The organism is Streptomyces sp. NPDC050422, from assembly GCF_044458665.1.
In the GTDB taxonomy this organism is placed as follows: Bacteria; Actinomycetota; Actinomycetes; order Streptomycetales; family Streptomycetaceae; genus Streptomyces.
Genome location: NZ_JBITIE010000001.1, coordinates 348,236 through 370,020 on the forward strand (window position 1 = coordinate 348,236; position 21,785 = coordinate 370,020).

General features: G+C 67.8%; 15 protein-coding genes. 10 read left to right on the plus strand and 5 right to left on the minus strand.

Annotated features, from left to right (window positions below; translation table 11 throughout):
• Positions 1 to 3: 3 nt before the first annotated feature.
• The 4 genes from ACIBJG_RS01505 to ACIBJG_RS01520 form a co-directional block, all read right to left on the minus strand.
• Positions 4 to 1,491, minus strand: a complete 1,488-nt coding sequence (locus ACIBJG_RS01505; protein WP_399302745.1) for a hypothetical protein — start codon at positions 1,489 to 1,491, stop codon at positions 4 to 6.
• A 29-nt stretch (positions 1,492 to 1,520) separates the two neighbouring features.
• Positions 1,521 to 1,730: a DUF397 domain-containing protein gene (locus ACIBJG_RS01510; protein ID WP_399302747.1), complete on the minus strand. Its 210-nt coding sequence runs from the start codon at positions 1,728 to 1,730 to the stop codon at positions 1,521 to 1,523.
• A complete protein-coding gene (locus ACIBJG_RS01515) occupies positions 1,727 to 2,560 on the minus strand; it encodes a Scr1 family TA system antitoxin-like transcriptional regulator (RefSeq protein ID WP_399302749.1) in 834 nt (277 codons plus the stop codon). Before ACIBJG_RS01515 ends, ACIBJG_RS01510 begins: the two co-directional genes overlap by 4 nt.
• A gap of 138 nt (positions 2,561 to 2,698) precedes the next feature.
• Entirely contained in the window at positions 2,699 to 6,544 is a 3,846-nt protein-coding gene (locus tag ACIBJG_RS01520; protein WP_399302751.1) for a GH92 family glycosyl hydrolase, read from the minus strand.
• Between the two features lie 500 nt (positions 6,545 to 7,044).
• On the opposite strand from ACIBJG_RS01520, the gene ngcE reads away from it, so the two are divergent.
• The 9 genes from ngcE (at position 7,045) to ACIBJG_RS01565 (ending at position 19,205) form a co-directional block, all read left to right on the plus strand.
• Entirely contained in the window at positions 7,045 to 8,490 is a 1,446-nt protein-coding gene (gene ngcE / locus ACIBJG_RS01525) for an N-acetylglucosamine/diacetylchitobiose ABC transporter substrate-binding protein (protein ID WP_399302754.1), read from the plus strand.
• 50 nt (positions 8,491 to 8,540) lie between these two features.
• Positions 8,541 to 9,464: a carbohydrate ABC transporter permease gene (locus ACIBJG_RS01530; protein ID WP_399302756.1), complete on the plus strand. Its 924-nt coding sequence runs from the start codon at positions 8,541 to 8,543 to the stop codon at positions 9,462 to 9,464.
• 142 nt (positions 9,465 to 9,606) lie between these two features.
• Entirely contained in the window at positions 9,607 to 10,473 is an 867-nt protein-coding gene (locus tag ACIBJG_RS01535) for a carbohydrate ABC transporter permease (RefSeq protein WP_399303271.1), read from the plus strand.
• A gap of 216 nt (positions 10,474 to 10,689) precedes the next feature.
• The gene (locus ACIBJG_RS01540) at positions 10,690 to 11,889 is read left to right on the plus strand and encodes an ROK family protein (RefSeq protein ID WP_399302758.1); all 1,200 of its coding nucleotides are present in this window, start codon (positions 10,690 to 10,692) and stop codon (positions 11,887 to 11,889) included.
• Positions 11,890 to 12,012: 123 nt separating this feature from the next.
• Complete coding sequence (locus tag ACIBJG_RS01545) at positions 12,013 to 13,080, plus strand: sugar ABC transporter substrate-binding protein (protein WP_399302760.1); 1,068 nt, start codon at positions 12,013 to 12,015, stop codon at positions 13,078 to 13,080.
• 231 nt (positions 13,081 to 13,311) lie between these two features.
• Positions 13,312 to 14,100 carry an ATP-binding cassette domain-containing protein gene (locus ACIBJG_RS01550; RefSeq protein WP_030979331.1) on the plus strand — a complete coding sequence of 263 codons (789 nt, stop codon included), beginning with the start codon at positions 13,312 to 13,314 and terminating at the stop codon, positions 14,098 to 14,100.
• Positions 14,097 to 15,395, plus strand: a complete 1,299-nt coding sequence (locus ACIBJG_RS01555) for a sugar ABC transporter permease (RefSeq protein WP_399302762.1) — start codon at positions 14,097 to 14,099, stop codon at positions 15,393 to 15,395. The genes ACIBJG_RS01550 and ACIBJG_RS01555 overlap by 4 nt, the downstream gene beginning before the upstream one ends.
• A gap of 182 nt (positions 15,396 to 15,577) precedes the next feature.
• A complete protein-coding gene (gene dxs, locus ACIBJG_RS01560; protein ID WP_399302764.1) occupies positions 15,578 to 17,536 on the plus strand; it encodes a 1-deoxy-D-xylulose-5-phosphate synthase in 1,959 nt (652 codons plus the stop codon).
• A gap of 163 nt (positions 17,537 to 17,699) precedes the next feature.
• The gene (locus ACIBJG_RS01565) at positions 17,700 to 19,205 is read left to right on the plus strand and encodes an amino acid permease (protein ID WP_399302766.1); all 1,506 of its coding nucleotides are present in this window, start codon (positions 17,700 to 17,702) and stop codon (positions 19,203 to 19,205) included.
• Between the two features lie 61 nt (positions 19,206 to 19,266).
• On the opposite strand, the gene ACIBJG_RS01570 is transcribed toward ACIBJG_RS01565, so the two are convergent.
• Positions 19,267 to 20,364, minus strand: a complete 1,098-nt coding sequence (locus tag ACIBJG_RS01570) for an LCP family protein (RefSeq protein ID WP_399302768.1) — start codon at positions 20,362 to 20,364, stop codon at positions 19,267 to 19,269.
• Positions 20,365 to 20,670: 306 nt separating this feature from the next.
• On the opposite strand from ACIBJG_RS01570, the gene ACIBJG_RS01575 reads away from it, so the two are divergent.
• On the plus strand, positions 20,671 to 21,747 hold the full coding sequence (locus ACIBJG_RS01575; RefSeq protein ID WP_399302770.1) for a hypothetical protein: 1,077 nt from the start codon (positions 20,671 to 20,673) through the stop codon (positions 21,745 to 21,747).
• Positions 21,748 to 21,785: the final 38 nt, after the last annotated feature.

A 21,785-nucleotide genomic window follows, 5' to 3' on the forward strand; every position in this document is an offset into this window, starting at 1 on the left:
ACGTCAGCTCGCGTCGGCCGGCTCGTCCTCCTCGTACAGGCCCGCCAGGTCTTCGATGCACTTCTCGGCGATCTCGGCCGCGAACCGCGGGCAGGTCCAGGACTCCGCGCTGCGGGACTCCTCGCCCGGCGGGAACTCCTCCGGGGCCCAGAAATGCGCCATGCCGTCGCGGAACCCCGCGCCGCGCAGAGCCGGGTGCTCGTCCTCGTGCAGGCACTCGGCGGGCAGGGGAGCCGCAACGACGGCGCGCATGGTGGCCAGGACGCCCCGGACGACGGAGAGCGGAGGGCTCGGGTAGGAGATGTTCATCGCCTGGTGGGCCACGAGCAGCAGTACGGCGCGATCCCGGTCGTCGGCGGACTGCCCGTGACGACGGGCGGCCCACAGTCCCAGATCGTCGGCGTACTCCTGGTTCCAGCTCTTGTTGTCCGTCCGCTCCACGAGCTTCTCGATGTTCAGCCGGCCGTCCGCACGCAGATACTCGGCGTCGGCGTGCGAGGTGTCGCGCTCCCCGAAGAGCTCTTCCCGCCGCCTGCGCAGTAGTTCCAGCGTCCCGTCCGCGACCTCTGCCATGAGGACCGGACACGCCACTGCGTCGAGCGGGGCGTTCCGGCCCGATGCGATGCGGCCACGTTCGTAGATCTCCCGCCCGCCGGCACTGCTCAGCATGATGCCGAGTGCCGCAGCGTCCGGCCCGCTGCCCGGCAGAGCGGGGTGCCCGTCGTGGGCGCAGTCGCCGTGGGCGAAGTGCGGCAGCGCCTCCTCCACCGCTTCGGCCAGGTCGTCGAGTACGGACTTCGTACGCACCATGCCGGACACCGCGTACCAGGTCACCGCCCGGACCACCATCAGCCGCCCGGCACGGTCCGCCGGGTCCGCGCCGGACAGCTCCGACGCCTGGCTGCTGATCTCGTCGTCGATGTCGGTCCACGGCTTCGGGTACCCGTGCAGCAGCGCCGACAGCGTACTGATGCTGTCCTTGGCCTCCACCGGCAGACGGGGTGGCACATCCGCGACCGATCCGGGGTGGATGATGTCCAGGCCGATCCGCGCGAATCCGGCCGCGTTGCGCGGGCAACACCACTCGCTCCGAGGGCTGTCCTCGTCCCAGTCGGCGCTCTCGTCGGCGAGCGCGGGCAGCAGTTCGGCGAGGTACGCGTCTTCCTCGTCGTCGTGGTCCCGGTACGGATGCGAGTCGTGAGGGCAAGCGCGGTCGCGCAGGGCGCTGTCGGCAGCTTCCAGCGCTGCCGTGGCCTGCTGTACGACGCCTGCGCCGGGCAGCCAGGTGAGGTACGGGGCCATTACGGCCAGCCCGATCGCCCACACGTAGGCGGACTCGCCACCGGGATCGGAGGCGAGCCGGGCAGCGCAGTCGAGCACCGCCCGGTCATAGGCGCTGTTGTCGGATGTCTCGTAGTTCTCCCGTATGTCGTCCCAGATCTCGCTGAGTTCGTCGAGCGTCACGCCGTCGATATCGATCACGGTCTTCATGACGCGCGACGGACACGGGGGAGTTCCCGTCAGAGCGAGCCGTTGCCGATGGCCGCGACGAAGGGTGCCCAGTGCGCCACCGCGAAGGTGATCGCAGGCCCCTCGGGGCCGGTCTTGCTGTCGCGTACGGGAACGATGCCGGGGAGGTTGTCGGCGATCTCGACGCAGTCGCCGCCGTCCCCGTTGCTGTACGACGACGTGCGCCAGACGGCGGTGCTCAGGTCAGGTGTGGTGCTCATGGCGTCGCGAACTCCCTCGCCGCCGAGACGATCCGAACCAGGGAAGCCTCCGGCGACAGCGCGGCAGCCCTGGCCAGATCGTATGCGGTGCTGTACTGCTCCACCAGCAGGGGTTCTTCCACGAGTTGGCCGCTGTAGGCGCTCTCCGTGTACACCACGGCCGGGGCGTCGGTGAACTGCATCAGCAGCATGGAAGCGTGCAGGAAGGGATGCGCCCCGGCGGAGAACGGGAGTACCTGAGTGACGATACGAGGGCGGGAATCCGTCTGCTCGGCAAGGTGGTTGAGCTGCTCGGCCATGACAACACGCCCACCGACGGGCACGAGCAGAGCAGCCTCATGAATCATGACCCACAACACCGGCGCGGCGGGCGAGTCGAGGAGCTGGGCGCGCTCCATGCGCGTCGTGACATGGCCTTCGACCACCTCTGCGGTGGCGAAGGGATGCGCGGCCCGGGTGAGCGCCCGCGCGTAAGAGGCGGTCTGCAACAGGCCGGGCACGAGCATGGCCGTGTAGCTGTCGATGGACGAGGACCGCGCCTGGAGCTCGACCGCATCCGCGAAGTACCCCGCCACCTTCGACTTCCGTGCCAGAAGGCACAGCCGCTGAAGATGCTCGCCGCTCCCCAGCAACCCGTCGAGCGTGCGCGACAGCTCCAACTGGGGCCGTCGTTCCCCCGCTTCGAACAGCCCGATGTACGTCCCGGAGCAGAACGCCCGGGATCCCAACTCGCCCTGAGACAGCCCGGCCGCCTCGCGCAGCCGGCGTAACTCGGCGCCGTAGAAGGCGCGGGGATCGGTGTACGGGTCCAGGTCCTTCGGCTGCGGCATGCCACGGAATGTAGCGGCCCGCCCACGGCCCCGTACCCCCGATCGGCACACATCCACCCGCACGTGTGGTTGCGCGAGAACCGCGACCGGCCGGAACCTCGCGAGGAGGTACCGGCCGGCCGTGTGAAGTGCGCAGGGTCAGGAGATCAGCTCCACCTCCGCGAGCGTCGACTCCGTGTCGAGCACCAGGCGGTAGTGCGCGTACGAGGCGGGGGCGTTCACCGTGAAGGCCCTCGTCTGCTTGTCCCAGGCGAACGACTGGCCGGACCGCTTGTCGAGGTCCTTCCAGGTCGTACCGTCCGAGGACCCCTGCAGGGTCCACCCGCTCGGTGCCTTGGCCGCCTCGGCCGACGTCAGCGTGTACTGGACCGCGTTCGTCGCCGAGGGGACCGGCAGCTCCACCGTGGAGGCCTTGGCCGTGGTGGCGGAGGTGTTGTCGAACAGCGCGCCCTCGCCCTTCAGGACGTCCTTCTTCGGCGACGGCACCTTGTCGTCCTTGGTGATCGAGACCGGGGCGGCGTCCTTGCCGGTGCCCCAGGCCGACGGCTCGGAGCCCATGTCGAACTCCAGCACCCCGCCCTTGGCCAGCAGGTCGTGCGGCAGCGAGGTGGAGGTCCACTTCTTGCCGTTGACCTTCAGGCCCTGGACGTAGATGTTCTTCGCGCTGTTCTTCGGCGCCTTGACGACCAGGTCGTGGCCGTTCTCCAGGTGCACGGTCGTCTTGGTGAACAGCGGGGAGCCGATCGCGTACTCGCCACTGCCCATCACCAGCGGGTAGAAGCCGAGGGAGGAGAAGAGGAACCAGGCCGACTGCTCGCCGTTGTCCTCGTCGCCGTGGTAACCCTGGCCGATCTCGCTGCCCGTGTAGAGACGGCTCAGGACCTCGCGGACCTTCTCCTGGGTCTTGTACGGCTGCGAGGCCGCGTCGTACATGTACGTGACGTGGTGCGCGACCTGGTTGCTGTGGCCGTACTGGCCCATCCGTACGTCACGGGCCTCCGTCATCTCGTGGATGACGCCGCCGTAACTGCCGACGAACTCGGGGCCCGCCGTCTCGGGGGTGGAGAAGTACGTGTCCAGCTTCTTGGCCAGACCGTCCCGGCCGCCGTACAGGTTGGCGAGGCCCTTGCTGTCCTGCGGGGCGGTGAAGGCGTAGCCCCAGCCGTTCGTCTCGGTGTAGTCGTAGCCCCAGACGCGCGGGTCGAACTGGTCGGACGGGAGCCGCCAGTCGCCCTTGGCGTCCTTGCCCTGGAAGAAGCCCGCCTTGTCGTCGAACAGCTCGACGTAGTTACGGGCCCGGTTCAGGAAGTACTCGGACTCGTCCTTGTAGCGCTGCTTGTGGGTCTTCTTGTAGAGGGCCTGGCCCATCTGCGCGATGCCGTAGTCGTTGAGGTATCCCTCCAGCGACCAGGACAGGCCCTCGTGGGTCGAGGTGTTGGCGTACCCGGCGAACGGGGACGTCTCCATGCCCTTGCGGCCGACGCCCGAGGTCGGCGGGACGACCGTGGCGTTCTTCAGGGCCGCGTCGTACGCCGCCTCGGCGTCGAAGTCCACGCCCTTGACGTACGCGTCCGCGAACGCGACGTCCGAGGAGGTGCCGGTCATCAGGTCCGAGTAGCCGGGGGAGGACCAGCGGGAGATCCAGCCGCCGTCCTTGTACTGCTGGACGAAGCCGTCGACCATCTCGCCGGCCTTCTTCGGCGTGAGGAAGGAGTACGCCGGCCACGTCGTCCGGTAGGTGTCCCAGAAGCCGTTGTTGACGTACACCTTGCCGTCGACGATCTTCGCGCCGGTGTGCGTCGGGGTGTCCGAGCCGACCTGCGGGGAGAACGGGGAGGCGTACTTGTCCTTGCCGCCGACCTTCTCGAAGCCCGAGTTCGGGTAGAGGTAGAGCCGGTACATGCTGGAGTACAGCGTGGTCAGCTGGTCGGCGGACGCGCCCTCGACCTCGACCTTGCCCAGCAGGTCGTCCCAGGTGCCCTGGGCCTTGTCCTCGACCCGGCCGAAGGAGCGCGAGGCGGGGATCTCGGCGGCCAGGTTCTGCTTGGCCTGGTCGATGCTGATCAGCGAGGTGGCGAGCCGCAGGTTGACCGTACGGTCCTTGCCCGCGTCGAAGCGCAGGTAGCCCGTGACGTCATCGCCGCCGCCGCCGGAGAGCTTGCCGCTGCCGGTGACGGGGGCGTCGAAGACGCCGTACACGAAGAGCCGGGTGGCACCGGTCGAGCCGCCGCTCTTCACGTCGGAGAAGCCGGTGAAGGAGCTCGTCTTCGCATCGAGGGTCAGACCGCCGTCGTTGGAGACGTTGTCGAAGACCATGCTCGCGTCCTTGCCCGGATACGTGAACCGCATCCGTGCCGCGTGGTCGGTCGGCGTCATCTCGGCCTTGAGACCGTTCTCGAACGTCACCCCGTAGTAGTGGGGCCTCGCCGTCTCGTTCTCGTGCTTGAACGGCAGCGCACGGGCCGTGCGCGAGGCGTCCGGGGTGCCGGAGGCCGCCGACGGCATCAGCTGGAAGGTCTGCCGGTCGCCCATCCAGGGGCTCGGCTCATGGCTGGCGCTGAAGGCCTGCAGGGTGGGCAGGTTGTCGTCGTTGTTGCCGCGCGCGTAGTCGTACAGCCAACTGGTCGATCCGGCGTTGGTGACCGGCGTCCAGAAGTTGAAGCCGTTGGGGACGGCGGTGGCGGGGAAGTTGTTGCCCCGGGAGAAGCCGCCGCTGGAGTTGGTGCCGCGGACGGTCGAGGCGTAGTCCGAGAGGTGCTTCCTGCGCTTCTCGGGCGCCTTCGGGGCGATCTTGACGTCGTCGATCCAGCCCTGGAACTTCGCGGGGCCCTTGGGGGAGTCGTACGCGACGAGGATCCGGTCGACGGTCTTGCCGGCCGCGACCGTGCCGATGCGCGCGTCGACCTTGTTCCACTGGTTGACGTACAGCCGCTTGGCGTCGGCCTGGCCACCGGGAGTCAGCAGGCCGCCGTTGGTGTCGGTGGCGCGCAGATCGCTGAGGTAGGTGCCGTCCGTGAACGCGAGGTCCACCGCGACGTGCGTGGCCGGGTAGGACAGGTCCGTCTCGCCCATCTGGGGGTACACCAGGTAGGAAAGTTCGGTGTCCCGGGTGACGGCCGTGTTGACGTCGAAGATCTTGTTGTACGAGTACGCCCGGCCGTCCGCCTTGTGCGTGCCCGCGTACCGCAGCGCCTTCTTGCCGGTGAAGCCCGCGCCGGCCTTGGCGGTGGGGGAGCCGGACGGGCCGCGGTCGATCTGGCTGCGCATGTCGTCGGGGGCGGGGGCGGAGGTGTCCCCGTCGGAGAACTGGACGTCGGCGAGCTGGGTCGCGTCCGGGGCGCCGTTGTTCTTCGTGATGTCCAGGCGGAAGTGCTGGTAGGCCTTGTCCGCCGTGAAGTCGTACGACTTGGTCTGGAAGCGCTCACTGAAGGTCTGGCCGGTCCGCGTGTCCAGGTCCGTCCAGGTCTTGCCGTCCTCGGAGCCCTGAAGGGTCCAGTCCTTCGGGTCCCGCTCGTCGTGGTCGTCGGCCGAGGTCAGCGCGTACGTCACGACCTTCACGGGCTCGACGAGATCGAACTCGGCCCAGGCGGTGGGCTTGAACGACAGCCACTTCGTACCGGACTGTCCGTCGACGAGGTTTTCCTTCACCTCGCCGCCGCCGGTGTTCTCCTCGCTGGCGCGGACATCTGTGACCTTGTCGGTGACATTGCCCGGTATTCCGGCGGAGAAGCCGCCATCGATACCCGATGCCCGCTTCTTTCCGTCAGGGCCTTCTTCAACGGTATTGCGCCAGTCCGGCTGCTTTTCGTCCGCCTCGAAGGACGAGCTGAATGTCCGGTCGCCGGCGGCCTTCTGGCCCTTCGCGTTCGTACCGGCCGAGGTGGCGGCGGCGGCGGTGGGGGCGGTCACGAGCAGGACGAGTGAGGCCGCGATCAGCGCGGCCGTGCTGCTTTGTCTCTTACGAGAACCATGTCGGGGCTGCATGCCGAGCCATTCCTCCCGAGGAAGTGCGCTTGGACAACGTTGTCAGAGGGGGGCGCAGGAACCAGTAGGGAGTGAAGTGGCGGTTGGTGTCAAGGGTGTTGGAACAGACCCGGTGTTCGAATCGACCGGAATGCGGAAATCGTTACATCCGAAGGAGGCCGTGCGGTGCCGAGGTATCCGCGAGGTCTCAACTCGGGAAAGACTGCCGCCCAAACCTGCATTCGATCTTGCTCAGTTGGCGACAAGTGGACTATACCTGTCGGCGTCTGCACAGCTTCTTTCCAACTGTGCGGTCAGGGAGACACGGGGGCAGGGCAACGGGGGCGCCGCAGGTGCGTCCGCTGTTCGGTCTCCCCGCGCCCCCCACTGCATTGGCTAGCCTGAAAATCTGTACCACCCAAGCGCAACTGACCGCGGTGGCGGGGCCCTTCGCCTGAGGCGAATATCGACGGGCGACCGGTACACACCGCCTGAGTCCTGGAGAAGGCGAGGACTTGAGCATGGGATCCACCTCCGCCCAAAAGAATGAGGGCCTTGGCCGTCGCGATCTGATCAAGCGGTCTGCCGCACTCGGTCTGATCACCGTTCCGACGATGAGCTTCCTGTCGGCGTGTGCGAGCGGCGACAGCGGCAGCGACGACCAGGTCGAGAAGGGCAAGACCAGCGCGAAGAACCCGCTGGGCGTCAACGAGACGGCCGCTCTCGACGTGGTCATCTTCGACGGCGGCTTCGGCCAGCAGTACGCGATCGACGCCGAGAAGAAGTACACCGCGGCCTTCCCGAAGGCCAAGGTCAAGCACGCCGCGACCCAGAAGATCCAGTCGCAGCTGCAGCCGCGCTTCAACGGCGGCACCCCGCCGGACCTGATCGACAACTCCGGTGCCGAGCAGATGGACATGGGTGTCCTCGTCGGCAAGAAGCAGCTGCTCGACCTGACGCCGCTGATGGACGCCCCGTCCATCGACGACCCGAGCAAGAAGGTCCGCGACACCCTGCGCCCCGGTGTCCTGGAGATGGGCCAGTTCGACGGCGACCCGGTCTGGATCATGTACTACGCGTACACGGTCTACGGTGTCTGGTACTCGCAGACCGCGCTGGAGAACCTGGACGCTCAGTACCCCGAGGACTGGGACGCCATGCTCGCCCTGTGCGAGAAGGCGAAGAAGAAGGGCATCGCCGGCTGGACGTACGCGGGCAAGTACCCGTACTACCTGCCGTTCTCGCTCTACCCGTTCATCGGCAAGATCGGTGGCCGGGAGGTTCTCGACAAGATCGACAACCTGGAGCCGAACGCCTGGAAGGACCCCGCGGTCAAGGCGGCGTTCGAGGCGTACTACGAGCTGTACAAGAAGGGGTACATCCTCCAGGGCACCCCGGGCCTGACCCACATCCAGTCGCAGACCGAGTGGACCAAGGGCAAGGCGCTCTTCATCCCGAACGGTTCGTGGGTGGAGAACGAGGCGGCCAAGACCACGCCCAAGGACTTCAAGATGATGGTCTCGGCCCCCTCTGGCCTGGACTCGTCCGACAAGCTGCCCTTCGGCACCATCTGGGCGTCCGGCGGCGAGCCCTTCGTCGTCCCGGCCAAGGCGAAGAACCCCCAGGGCGGCATGGAGCAGCTGCGCATCATGCTCTCCGAGGAGTCCTCGAAGAACTTCACCAAGCAGGTCAAGTCCCTGAGCGCCTTCAACGGCGGCACCGACGGCCTGACCCTCTCCACGGCCATGCAGGCCGGTGTCGACGCGCTGAAGAAGGCCGGCGACAACGTGGTGAACCCGCGGATGCAGGACTGGTACGTGAAGCTCCAGAAGGAGCAGATCGGCACCGCCGGCATCGGCGAGATGATGGCCGGGCGTCTGACGCCCGCCGAGGCCATCAAGAAGATCCAGGCCTACGCGGACGCCGCGGCCAAGGACCAGTCCATCAAGCACTACAGGCACCAGTGAGCAACCGTCACCAGCGGCGGCACCCGCGGAAAGATCGGGGTCGGTAAACGATGCAGCACGGCAAGTACCGGTTCATTGTGGGGTTCCTGGTAGCCCCACTGGCGTTGTATGCGGTCTTCGTCATCTGGCCGTTCATCCAGTCCATCTACTACTCGTTCACGGACTGGACCGGCCTGAGCCCGGACTTCAAGATGGTCGGCCTCGACAACTACACGAGGATGCTCAAGGACGACATTTTCTGGAAGTCGCTGCAGCACAGCGTGCTGCTCGTGCTGCTGCTGCCGCTGGTGACGCTGGGCCTCGCGCTCTTCTTCGCCTTCATGCTCAATGTCGGAGGCCGACGGCGCAAGAACGCCGCGGTCTCCGGCGTGCGGGGCTCGGGGTTCTACAAGATCGCCTATTTCTTCCCGCAGGTGCTCTCGATCGTCATCGTCGCCCTGCTGTTCCAGTTCGCGTACAACCCGCGCAGTGGAATGCTGAATTCGGCGCTCAAGGGAATCGGACTCGACTCCGTCCAGCCTGACTGGCTGGGTGACCCGAACCTGGCGCTCATCTGCGTCATGGTGGTTCTGGTCTGGTCGACCGTCGGATTCTTCGTCGTCCTCTTCTCCGCCGGAATGGCCTCCATCCCGAAGGACTTCTACGAGGCGGCGCTCCTGGACGGGGCCAGCCGCGTCACGACGTTCTTCAAGATCACCCTGCCGCTTCTCTGGGACACGGTGCAGTCGGGGTGGGTCTACATGGGAATCCTGGCGCTCGGGGTCGAGGCGTTCACGGCCGTACAGGTCATGACCGTGGGCCCCGGCGGCCCCGACTACTCGACCTCGGTCCTGCCGCTGTACGTCTACCAGACGGCGTTCCGCGACGGTCAGGCCGGATACGCGACCACGATCGGTGTGGGGCTGCTCATCGTCACCATGGTGTTCGCCGCCATCGTGATGCGCCTGGGCCGGCGCGAGCGGCTGGAGTTCTGATGCTGTGCTTCCCGGGACGCGTTGCCCGGATCCCCAGCAGGCAAGACAGCCCGGCCTGGGCGGCCGGCTCGACAGTACGAGGTGAGCACACGTGAAGGCCACTGAAACCCCTCCCGTGGTCACGGTGACGGAACCGGCCCCCGTGTCCAAGGAGCCCGCGCAGGGCGGCAAGAAGAAGAGCGGCGAGGGCAAGGTCCTCAACGTCTTCTCGCACGGTGTGCTGATCATCTGGGCGATCCTGGTGGTCATGCCGCTGCTCTGGGCGGTCATGACCTCGTTCAAGACCGACGACTCGATCCTGTCGACGCCCTGGGCGCTGCCGGACAAGCTCCACTTCGAGAACTGGTCACGCGCCTGGGGTCAGGCGCACATGAGCGAATACTTCCTGAACACCATCGTGGTGGTCGGAGGTTCACTCATCGGCACCCTGCTGCTGGGCTCGATGGCGGCCTACGTGCTGGCCCGGTTCGACTTCCCGGGCAACCGCTTCGTGTACTACCTGTTCATCGGCGGGATGAGCTTCCCGATCATCCTGGCGCTGGTCCCGCTGTTCTTCGTGATGAACAACATGGGGCTGCTGAACACCACGCACGGACTGATCCTGGTCTACATCGCCTACTCGTTGCCGTTCACCGTCTTCTTCCTCACCGCCTTCTTCCGGACGCTGCCGGGCTCCGTGGCGGAGGCGGCGATGATCGACGGGGCCTCGCACACCCGGACGTTCTTCCAGGTGATGCTGCCCATGGCGAAGCCGGGCCTGATCAGCGTGGGCATCTTCAACTTCCTGGGGCAGTGGAACCAGTACATGCTGCCGACGGTGCTGAACAGCGACCCCAACCACCGGGTGCTCTCCCAGGGGCTCGTCGAACTGGCCAACAGCCAGGGCTACAAGGGCGACTGGTCCGGACTCTTCGCCGGTCTGGTGATGGCGATGCTTCCGGTCCTCGCGGCCTACATCGTCTTCCAGCGTCAGGTCGTGGCCGGTCTGACCGCGGGAGCGGTGAAGTAATAGCTCAAGCGCTTTCTCCACCGAACCACCGAACCGCCCGCCGGCAGTCCTGCCGACGGGCGGTTCGTCTGTGTAAGGGGGAGTTCGCGGAGCGTGCCATGCGGGGGCTCTGTGCTCATACGAGGCTTCGACTGCTCAAGGTCTTGACGGGGCGCACCCCAAAACGGTCAGCTTAGGGTTCACATGTTGGAGAATATGGCAGGAGTGAGAGAGTCGATGGAGACTCCGGGGTCGCAGACATCTCTGCATCGCGCCAACCTTGAGCGGGTCGTGCGCGCCGTACGTATGGCGGGCTCGCTCACCCAGGCGGAGATCGCCAGGAGCACGGGCCTCTCCGCGGCCACCGTCTCCAATATCGTTCGTGAACTGAAGGAGGGCGGCACCGTCGAGGTGACCCCCACCTCGGCCGGCGGCCGCCGGGCCCGCAGCGTCTCGCTCAGCGGGGACGCGGGCATCGTGATCGGCGTCGACTTCGGGCACACGCACCTGCGGGTGGCGGTCGGCAACCTGGCCCATCAGGTGCTCGCCGAGGAGTCCGAGCCGCTGGACGTGGACGCCTCGTCCGCCGAGGGCTTCGGACGGGCGGAACAGCTGGTCAACCGGCTGATCGAGACCACCGGGATCAGCCCGGGCAAGGTCATCGGGGTGGGCCTCGGTGTTCCCGGCCCGATCGACGTCGAGTCCGGCACGCTGGGCTCCACGTCGATCCTGCCGGGCTGGACGGGCATCAACCCCAGCGAGGAGCTCGCCGGACGCCTCGGCGTGCCGGTGTACGTCGACAACGACGCCAACCTCGGGGCGCTGGGCGAGTTGGTGTGGGGGAGCGGCCGCGGGGTCCGGGACCTCGCGTACATCAAGGTCGCGAGCGGTGTCGGCGCCGGTCTGGTGATCGACGGGCACATCTACCGGGGGCCGGGCGGCACGGCGGGCGAGATCGGCCACATCACCCTCGACGAATCGGGCCCCGTCTGCCGCTGCGGCAACCGCGGCTGCCTGGAGACCTTCGCGGCCGCCAGGTACGTCCTGCCCCTGCTCCAGCCCGGCCACGGGGCCGATCTCACCATGGAGCGGGTGGTCCAGCTGGCCCGCGAGGGCGACCCGGGCTGCCGCCGCGTGATCGCCGACGTCGGCCGGCACATCGGCAGCGGGGTGGCCAACCTCTGCAATCTGCTCAACCCGAGCCGCGTGGTGCTCGGCGGCTCGCTCGCGGAGGCGGGCGAACTGGTCCTCGGGCCCATCCGCGACTCCGTGTCGCGCTACGCCATCCCCAGCGCCGCACGACAGCTCTCGGTGCTCCCCGGCGCCCTCGGCGGACGGGCGGAGGTGCTGGGTGCGCTGGCCCTCGTCCTGAACGAGATGGGGGATTCAACCCTTTTGGAGAGCACGCTCCCCGCGGCGACTCCTGCCTTCACTTAGATAACGGATGGCACCGTTGTCATCTCGTTAAGGATTTACTCCTTGACGCCACGCCTGCGGCCGAGTTGACTCCAACCCACCTCGGCCGCAACGTTGCGGCCTCGTCAGGGAGGCACACCCGCAATGAACGCAATGACGCGACGCATCGTCATCGGCACGGCCGCAGTTTCGATGGCCGTCTCCCTCGCCGCTTGCGGCAAGGCGGGCGACGACAAGAAGGACTCCGCGGACTCGGGCAGCAAGACCAAGATCGGGCTGCTGCTCCCGGAGAACAAGACCGCTCGCTACGAGACGCTGGACAAGCCGCTGTTCATCGAAGCGGTCAAGAAGGACTGTGCGGACTGCGAGGTCGTCTACAACAACGCAGCCGGTGACGTCGGCCAGCAGAAGCAGCAGTTCGAGCAGCAGATAGCCGACGGTATCAAGGTCATCGCGATCTCCTCGGTCGACTCCGAGAAGTCCGCCGGGTGGATCGACGCCGCGCACAAGAAGGGCGTCAAGGTCGTCGCGTACGACCGCGCCATCGTCGGTGCCGACGCCTACGTCAGCCACGACAACGAGAAGATCGGCAAGCTCCAGGGCCAGGCGATCCTCGACGCCCTGGGCTCCAAGGCTGCCGGCTCCAACCTCGTCATGATCAACGGCGACGAGAAGGACCCGAACGCCGGCCTGTTCAAGAAGGGCGCCCACGCGTCCCTCGACGGCAAGATCAAGATTGCCTACGAGGCGTCCGGCGAGTGGGACCCGAAGATCGCCGGCGAGAAGATGACCGCCGCGATCTCCTCGGTCGGCAAGGGCAAGATCAACGCCGTCTACTCCGCCAACGACGGCATGGCGGGCGGCATCATCACGTCCCTGGACAACGCCGGCATCAAGGACATCCCGGTGGGTGGCCAGGACGCCGAGCTCCCCGGTATCCAGCGGCTCATCGCCGGTACGCAGACCTTCACGATCTACAAGTCGCCGAAGCAGCTCGCCCCGACGGCCGCCCAGTTCGCTGTCAACCTGCTCCAGGGCAAGGACATCGGCGCCGCGGGCAAGACGGACGGCGTTCCCTCCACGCTGCTCGAGCCGACCGTGGTGAACAAGGACAACATCCAGTCCACCGTGATCAAGGACGGCATCTACAAGGTCGCCGATGTCTGCGTCAAGGACATCGCCGCCAAGTGCACCGCGCTGGGCATCAAGTAGTCCCTCCTCGTGCCGGGGCCGACAGGCCCTGGCACGTACGGGTCTGATCCGCGCCGCACGGCGGGGTCCGCCCGCCCCATGACTGTCCGGCCCCGGCCGGCCCACACCCCGCTGCCGGCCGGGTGCCGGACATTCTTCTCCCAGTACTTCCCGTACGTCGACGCTGCCGCTCGTGGCGCGGCGTCTCCGCCGGTCAGGCGGCACATCCCCGCCGGTCAGGCGGCGAAGGAGATGGTTCACGTGTCACAGACGCCCGTGCTGGCGTTGCGTGGAGTCTTCAAGCGATTCGGAGCGGTCCAGGTCCTCTCCGGTGTCGATCTCGAAGTCCACGCCGGAGAAGTGGTCGCCCTGGTCGGCGACAACGGTGCAGGAAAGTCCACGCTGGTCAAGACGATCGCCGGCGTGCACCCCATCGATGAGGGCGTCATCGAGTGGGAGGGCGCGAAGGTGGACATCAACCGTCCGCACGACGCCCAGAACCTCGGCGTCGCCACCGTCTACCAGGACCTCGCGCTCTGCGACAACCTGGATGTCGTCGCCAACCTCTTCCTCGGTCGCGAGATCAAGAAGGGGGGCGTCCTCGACGAGGTCGCCATGGAGAAGCGGGCGCAGGACCTCCTGTCCACGCTCTCCATCCGTATCCCCAGCGTCCGTATCCCGGTTGCCGCGCTCTCCGGCGGCCAGCGCCAGGTCGTGGCCATCGCCCGTGCCCTGGTCGGCAACCCCAAGATCGTGATCCTGGACGAGCCCACCGCGGCCCTCGGCGTCGAGCAGACCGCACAGGTCCTCGACCTGGTGGAGCGGCTGCGCGAGCAGAACCTCGGCGTCATCCTCATCAGCCACAACATGGCCGATGTGAAGGCTGTCGCCGACAAGGTCGCCGTGCTGCGACTCGGCCACAACAACGGCATCTTCCCTGTGGCGACGACCAGCCACGAAGAAATCATCGCCGCGATCACGGGCGCCACGGACAACGCCGTGACCCGTCGCAAGTCCCGCAGCGCGGAGGCATCCAAGTGAGCAAGATCAGCAAGACCTCGGCCGAGATCCCGGCCCAGGCAGAGGCCACCGACGCTCCCGCAGCAGCGGCCGGCGCAGTCAAGGTCGTCGACCCCCGTCTGCTCATCCGTGAGCAGGGCTTCAAGGGCTACTGGACCGAGTTCAAGCGCAAGGTGCGCTCGGGCGAGATCGGCTCGCTGCCCGTCGTGGTGGGTCTGATCATCATCGGGGTCGTCTTCCAGCTCGAGACCGGAAACTTCCTCACCTCGTACAACCTCGACCAGATCACGCTGTACGCGGCGGGCCCCGGCATCATGGCCGTGGGCATCGTCTTCGTCCTGCTGCTCGGCGAGATCGACCTCGCGGTCGGTTCCGTCGCGGGTCTCGCGGGTGCGATGTGGGCCGTGCTCGGCACGGACATGCCCGACTCCCTCGCCATCGTGCTCGGCATCCTGTCCGGCACGGTCGTCGGCGCCTTCCACGGCATCGTCTTCGCCAAGATCGGCGTGCCCGCGTTCGTCGTGACGCTGGCAGGCTTCCTGGGCTGGGCCGGTCTGCAGACCTGGGTGATGGGCGACAAGTCCACCATCACCACCCCGCTCGGCAGCTTCGTCCGTGACCTGACCAGCTACTACTTCGCCGACGTCGCCGCCGCCTACGGTCTCGCCGTGGTCGTGATCGTCGCCTTCTACCTCGCGCAGCTGCGCGACTCGAGCCGCCGCAAGGCAGCGGAGCTGCCGCACCGCCCGCAGAGCGAGATCATCCTGCGCACCGTGCTGCTCGCCGTCCTGGCCCTCCTCGCCGCGTACGCGTTCAACCAGGAGCAGGGCCTCCCGCTCTCCCTGGTGATCTTCCTCGCGATCCTGGTCATCACCGACTTCGTTCTGCGCCGCACCACCTACGGCCGTCAGATCTTCGCGGTCGGCGGTGGCATCGAGGCAGCGCGTCGTGCCGGTATCAACGTGTCCTGGATCCGCATCTCGGTGTTCATGATCTCCGGCACACTCGGTGCGGTCGGCGGTCTCTTCCTGGCCTCCGCGACCGGCGGCGCCGACCGTTCGCTCGGTGGCGGCAACCAGCTGATGATGTGCATCGCCGCAGCCGTCATCGGCGGCACGTCCCTGTTCGGTGGACGCGGCAAGGTCTGGTCCGCGCTGCTGGGCATCCTGGTCATCCAGTCGATCGTCCAGGGCCTCAACCAGATGAACCTGTCGTCGAACGCGATCCAGTACATGATCACCGGTGGAGTACTCCTCATCGCCGTGATCATCGACTCGGTCTCGCGCAAGACCCAGAAGACCGCGGGCCGCGCCTGACCGCGGATCCGCAGGAGCGCCCGGCACCGCATCCCGGTGCCGGGCGCTCCTGCGTGCGCCGCCCCGAGTGACACACAACGCACCGCCCGACGCACCGCCCGATGAACACGTCCGCGGCCGGAACATTAGACTCGTCGAGATCCGGCAGAAGTCCGATCAGGCTAGAACGCAAGGAGGCACGGGTGGCGCTGCTGACCCGCATCACGGGACCGCGCGATCTGGACCGGCTCACCCCGGAGCAGCTGGACCAGCTCGCCGAAGAGATCCGGACCTTCCTCGTCGACGCCGTCTCCAAGACCGGCGGACACCTCGGACCCAACCTGGGCGTGGTCGAGCTGACCATCGCCCTGCACCGGGTCTTCGACTCGCCGAAGGACAGGGTCCTCTTCGACACCGGCCACCAGAGCTATGTGCACAAGCTCCTCACCGGCCGTCAGGACTTCTCGAAGCTCAAGAGCAAGGGCGGCCTCTCCGGCTACCCCTCGCGTGCCGAGTCCGAGCACGACGTCATCGAGAACTCGCACGCCTCCACCGTGCTCGGCTGGGCCGACGGCCTCGCCAAGGCCAACGAGGTGCTGGGCAAGGACGACCACGTCGTCGCGGTCATCGGTGACGGCGCTCTCACCGGCGGCATGGCCTGGGAGGCGCTGAACAACATCGCCGCCGCCAAGGACCGCCCCCTCGTCATCGTCGTCAACGACAACGAGCGCTCCTACGCCCCGACGATCGGCGGCCTCGCCAACCACCTGGCGACCCTGCGCACCACGGACGGCTACGAGCGCTTCCTGGCCCGCGGCAAGGACCTCCTGGAGCGCACCCCCGTCGTCGGGAAGCCGCTGTACGAGACGCTGCACGGCGCCAAGAAGGGCCTGAAGGACTTCATCGCCCCGCAGGGCATGTTCGAGGACCTCGGCCTGAAGTACGTCGGCCCGATCGACGGCCACGACCTGGAGGCGCTGGAGTCCGCGCTCCAGCGCGCCAAGCGCTTCGGCGGCCCCGTCATCGTGCACTGCCTCACGGAGAAGGGCCGCGGCTACACCCCGGCTCTGCTGGACGAGGCCGACCGCTTCCACGCCGTCGGCAAGATCCACCCCGACACCGGCCTGCCCGTCGCCACCTCCGGCCTCGACTGGACCTCCGTGTTCGGCGAGGAGATGGTCAAGCTCGGCAAGGAGCGCGAGGACATCGTCGCGATCACCGCGGCCATGCTCCAGCCGGTCGGCCTGACCAAGTTCGAGAAGGCCTTCCCGGACCGGATCTACGACGTCGGCATCGCCGAGCAGCACGGCGCGGTCTCCGCGGCGGGCCTCGCCACCGGCGGCCTGCACCCCGTCTTCGCGGTGTACGCCACCTTCCTCAACCGCGCCTTCGACCAGGTCCTGATGGATGTCGCCCTGCACAGGTGCGGTGTGACGTTCGTCCTCGACCGGGCCGGAGTCACCGGTACGGACGGCGCCTCGCACAACGGCATGTGGGACATGTCGATCCTGCAGTGCGTGCCGACCCTGCGCATCGCCGCCCCGCGCGACGCCGACCAGGTCCGCGCCCAGCTGCGCGAGGCCGTCGAGGTCGACGACGCCCCGACGGTCGTCCGCTTCTCCAAGGGCGCGGTCGGCCCGTCGGTCAAGGCCGTCGGCAGGGTCGGCGGCATGGACGTGCTCCGCGAGCCGGCCGCCGCCCGGCCCGACGTCCTGCTCGTCTCCATCGGGGCGCTCGCCCCGATGTGCCTGGAGATCGCGGACCTGCTCGACGCCCAGGGCATCTCGACCACCGTCGTCGACCCGCGCTGGGTCAAGCCCGTGGACGAGGCCATGGCACCGCTGGCCGCGAAGCACCGGGTCGTCGTCACCGTCGAGGACAACAGCAGGGCCGGCGGTGTCGGCTCCGCCGTCGCCCAGGCGCTGCGCGACGCCGACGTCGACGTACCGCTGCGCGACTTCGGCATCCCGCCGGTCTTCCTCGACCACGCCTCCCGCAAGGAGATCATGGCCGAGATCGGACTGACCGCGCCGGACATCGCCCGCCAGGTCACCGGTCTGGTCGCCAGGTTCGACGGCCGCTACGAGACGGACGCGGAGAGCACGGACGCGGAGAGCACGGACGCGGAGAGCCGTTCCGTAGCGGAGCCGGTCCGGGACTGACCCCCTCACCGCCGCACGCCGATTGGGCCGGTCGCCCACCCTGTACGGGTGGTCCGACCGGCCCAATCGTGTGAAATACCGCCGTGCGCGGCGTGCTGCGGGCAGCCGGGGGGCGGGCGGGTCCGAATCATGGCGTACACGACGAGTGCGTGGAGGTACGCCGGTGAGCACCCAGCAGGACCTGCCCCCCAGCGGAGACGGACTGTTCAGGACCAAGACGGTCGAACAGTCGATCCGCGACACCGAGGAGCCGGAGCACGCCCTCAAGAAGTCCCTTTCCGCCCTGGACCTCACGGTCTTCGGAGTGGGCGTCATCATCGGTACCGGCATCTTCGTGCTCACCGGCAAGGTGGCCAAGGAGACGGCGGGCCCGGCCACGGCCATCGCCTTCGTGGTCGCCGGCGTCGTCTGCGCCCTGGCCGCGCTCTGCTACGCGGAATTCGCCTCCACCGTCCCGGTGGCCGGCTCGGCGTACACCTTCTCCTACGCGTCGCTCGGCGAACTGGTCGCCTGGATCATCGGCTGGGACCTGGTCCTGGAGTTCGCGCTGGGCACGGCGGTGGTGGCGGTCGGCTGGTCCGGCTACGTCCGCTCGCTGCTGGACAACGCCGGCTGGCACCTGCCGGACGCGCTGTCCGGCCCGGACGTGGCGGACGGGTTCGGCTTCGACATCCTCGCCTTCGTCCTGGTGCTGGTGCTGACCGTCATCCTGGTGCTCGGCATGAAACTCTCCGCCCGGGTCACGACGGTGGTGGTGGCCATCAAGGTGGCGGTCGTGCTGATCGTGATCATCGCGGGCCTGTTCTTCATCGACACCGCGAACTACTCGCCCTTCGTCCCCGAGGCCCAGCCCCAGCCCTCCGGATCGGGCCTGAACGCCCCGCTGATCCAGCTGATCTTCGGATACGCCCCCACGAACTTCGGCGTCATGGGCATCTTCACCGCCGCATCGGTCGTCTTCTTCGCCTTCATCGGCTTCGACGTCGTGGCCACGGCCGCCGAGGAGACCAAGCTCCCGCAGCGCGACATGCCCCGCGGCATCATGGCCTCGCTCGTCATCTGCACAGCGCTCTACGTCGCCGTATCGATCGTCGTCACCGGAATGCAGCACTACACCGAGCTTTCCGTGAGCGCCCCGCTCGCCGACGCCTTCAAGGCCGTCGGGCACCCCTTCTACGCCGGCGTCATCAGCTTCGGCGCCGCAGTCGGCCTCACCACGGTCTGCATGATCCTGCTGCTCGGCCAGACCCGGGTGTTCTTCGCGATGAGCCGGGACGGCCTGCTCCCGCGCTTCTTCTCGAAGACGCACCCGCGGTTCCACACCCCGTACCGCCCGACCATCCTGCTCGGCGTACTCATCGCGATCATCGCCGGCTTCACCAGCATCAACGAACTGGCGACGCTGGTGAACATCGGCACGCTCTTCGCCTTCGTGGTCGTCGCCCTCGGCGTCATCGTCCTGCGCCGCACCCGCCCCGACCTGCACCGCGCTTTCCGCACACCGTGGGTCCCGCTGCTCCCGATCGTCTCGGTCGCCGCGTCGGTCTGGCTGATGCTCAACCTGCCGGCGGAGACGTGGCTGCGGTTCGGTATCTGGATGGTCATCGGCGTGGTCATCTACTTCGCGTACGGCCGCAGGCACAGCCGGGTGAACCGCACGCGGGTGTGACACACGCCAAAGGCCCCGCCGGCCCGTGCGGGCCGGCGGGGCCGGGCTGTCTGCCGTCGCGTCAGCCGCCGGTGGCGGGGGACTTCCTGGCGGACGCCGGGATGGCGGAGTCCGTGCGGATCGCCTTCCAGAGCGTGTCTGCCTGCGGCTGCGCGGAGATCACGCGGTTCGGGTCGATCTTGTCGTAGGCGACGGGGAGCATGATGGTCTCCATCGTGGCCGGGTCGACGCCGTTCATCGAACGGGCGAAGCTGGTCAGCGACGTGAGCGAGGCGAGACCCTCGTCCGTCGTCAGCGACTTGGTCGCGGAGTTGGCGATCTTGTAGGCGCTGGTCGGACTGCCCAGCAGATCCTGCTTCTTGACCTCGCTGAGAAGGGCGAACAGGAACTGCTGCTGGAGCCCGATGCGCCCGAGGTCGCTGCCGTCGCCGATGCCGTGCCGGGTGCGTACGTAGGCGAGGGACTGGGTGCCGTCGAGCTTGTGGGGCCCGGCGGTGAGGTCGAGGCCGGAGGACTTGTCGTGGATGTCCTGCGGGACGTCCACGGTGACGCCGCCGATGGCGTCGACGAGACCCTTGAACCCGGCGAAGTTGATCTCCAGGTAGTGGTCGATGCGGACGCCGGACATCTTCTCGACGGTCTTGACCACGCAGGCCGGACCGACCTGCGAATAGACGGAGTTGAACATCTTGCGCTCCGCCGAGGGCACCGTGGTGCCGTCGGCCTTGGTGCACTCGGGCCGGGTCACCAGGGTGTCGCGGGGGATGGAGACGGCGACGGCCTTGCTGCGGCCCTCGGGTATGTGCACGACCATCGCGGTGTCGGAGCGGGCTCCGCTGATGCTCCCGCCGCCGCCCAGCTCCTTGTTCTCGGCCCCGGCGCGCGAGTCCGAGCCGAGGACCAGGAGGTTCTGCCCGCTGGTCGGGAGCTTCTCGGGGCGGTCCTCACCCAGCGCCTTGTTGATGTCGACGCCCTTGATGTTGCCGTCGAGCCGGCTGTAGAGCCAGTAGGTCGTACCGCCCGCCGCGATGACGAGGACCAGAACGGACAGCAGTACGGCCCGGCGTATGCGCTGGCCCCGCGTCCGTACACGCTTGCGCCCGCGAGAAGGGGATTCCGGGGAACTCCGGTGCCCGGGCGTGGTGGAGTCTTGGCTCATCCTGAGTGAGTCCTCACAACTTATGGCCTGGTCAGGGCGCAGGTGATGGGGTGGGACTCGGGTGGGGGGGCATGCCGGTCCGCGATTTCCTGGTGAGTGAGCACTATAGACAGTCGATCTGGTGTACGTACGAAGTCTGTGGCGTGACTGTGACATAGCGGGCGGACGGCGGGGCCGGGAAGAGGGGGCGGATCGTACGCTGGTGAGGCCCGGGAAAGACTTCAGTGCCGGGGCTTTAGGATGTGACAGCTTCGAAACGTTGTGCGAGTTGTCGGAAGTCAGTTCTTGAAAAGGTGATCGCAGACCATGGGACAGGATGCCCGTGCGACCTCGAAGGTCGCGCCTGAAGCCAAGGCGCTCCGCGGCATCTGGCTCACCCGGGGGAGGGACGGCAGGCTCACCGCCTACGTTCCCGGCGACGGTGGTCTGCGGCGCTGGACCGAAAGGCGTCCGGGAGGCCCGGAATGGGATGCTCCGGACGTCATGCCGGCTCCAGACCTCACGCATCTGTCCGTGACGCAGAACGCCAACGCCTACGTCCACTTCGTAGGCCGTCGTGAACGAGCCGCGGCAGACGGCGCCGTCACGGTCGACATCGTGCACGCGATCCAGTACCAGACGGGCCGCCCGGCCTCGGCCTGGCAGTCGCTGGGTACGCCGCACAAGGAAGCCGTCGTGGGTCGCCGGCTCGGTGCACCCGTCGCCGTCGTCAGCGAGTCCGGTGAGATGCACGTCGCCGTGCGCAACGGCGGAGGCGGCATGATGATGCGTCGCGAGCGGCCCGACGGCAAATGGCGTGGCTGGGAAGATCTGCGCGGCAAGCACATCAAGGAAGAGCCCGCGGTGGTCGCGCTCAGCTCCGGATGCGTTGCTGTTCTCGCGGCGACGGACGAGGGTCCGCTGTACTGGCAGCAGGCCGAGCCCGGCGGCGGATGGGGCGCGTTCAAGCGCTTGGAGATCACCGTGAAGCCCGGCTCCCTGGGCGTACTGGAGACGGCCCCCGGCAGGGCCACGTACTACGGGACCGATCCGCAGGGCGAAGTGGTCGCCTACCGAGCTGATGAGGAGCCGATGCCGCTCGGCGGTGCCCCGGGAGACGGCGGGCACGCCGCGATCCGAACGATGCTGGACGGCTCCGACTGCACCGTGCTGGCGCACCGCGGAGCGGGCGGTACGGCGATCGTGGGCGTTGGGGTCACCGAGAGCGAGGCCAACGGCCTGTGGTGGTCGGACACCGGTGTGTCCTGTATGGGCGTACCGGCCCTGATGCACGACGCCCAGGGCCGAGTCGTCATGGCAGTGGTGGGAGAGGGCGGCGCCCCGCGGGTGGCGCGTCAGACCGACGGCCCGGGGCTGACCTTCGACCAGTGGCGCGGACTCTGAGGTTCGCGCGCGTCGTCGACTTTACGGGGCTGGTGCCG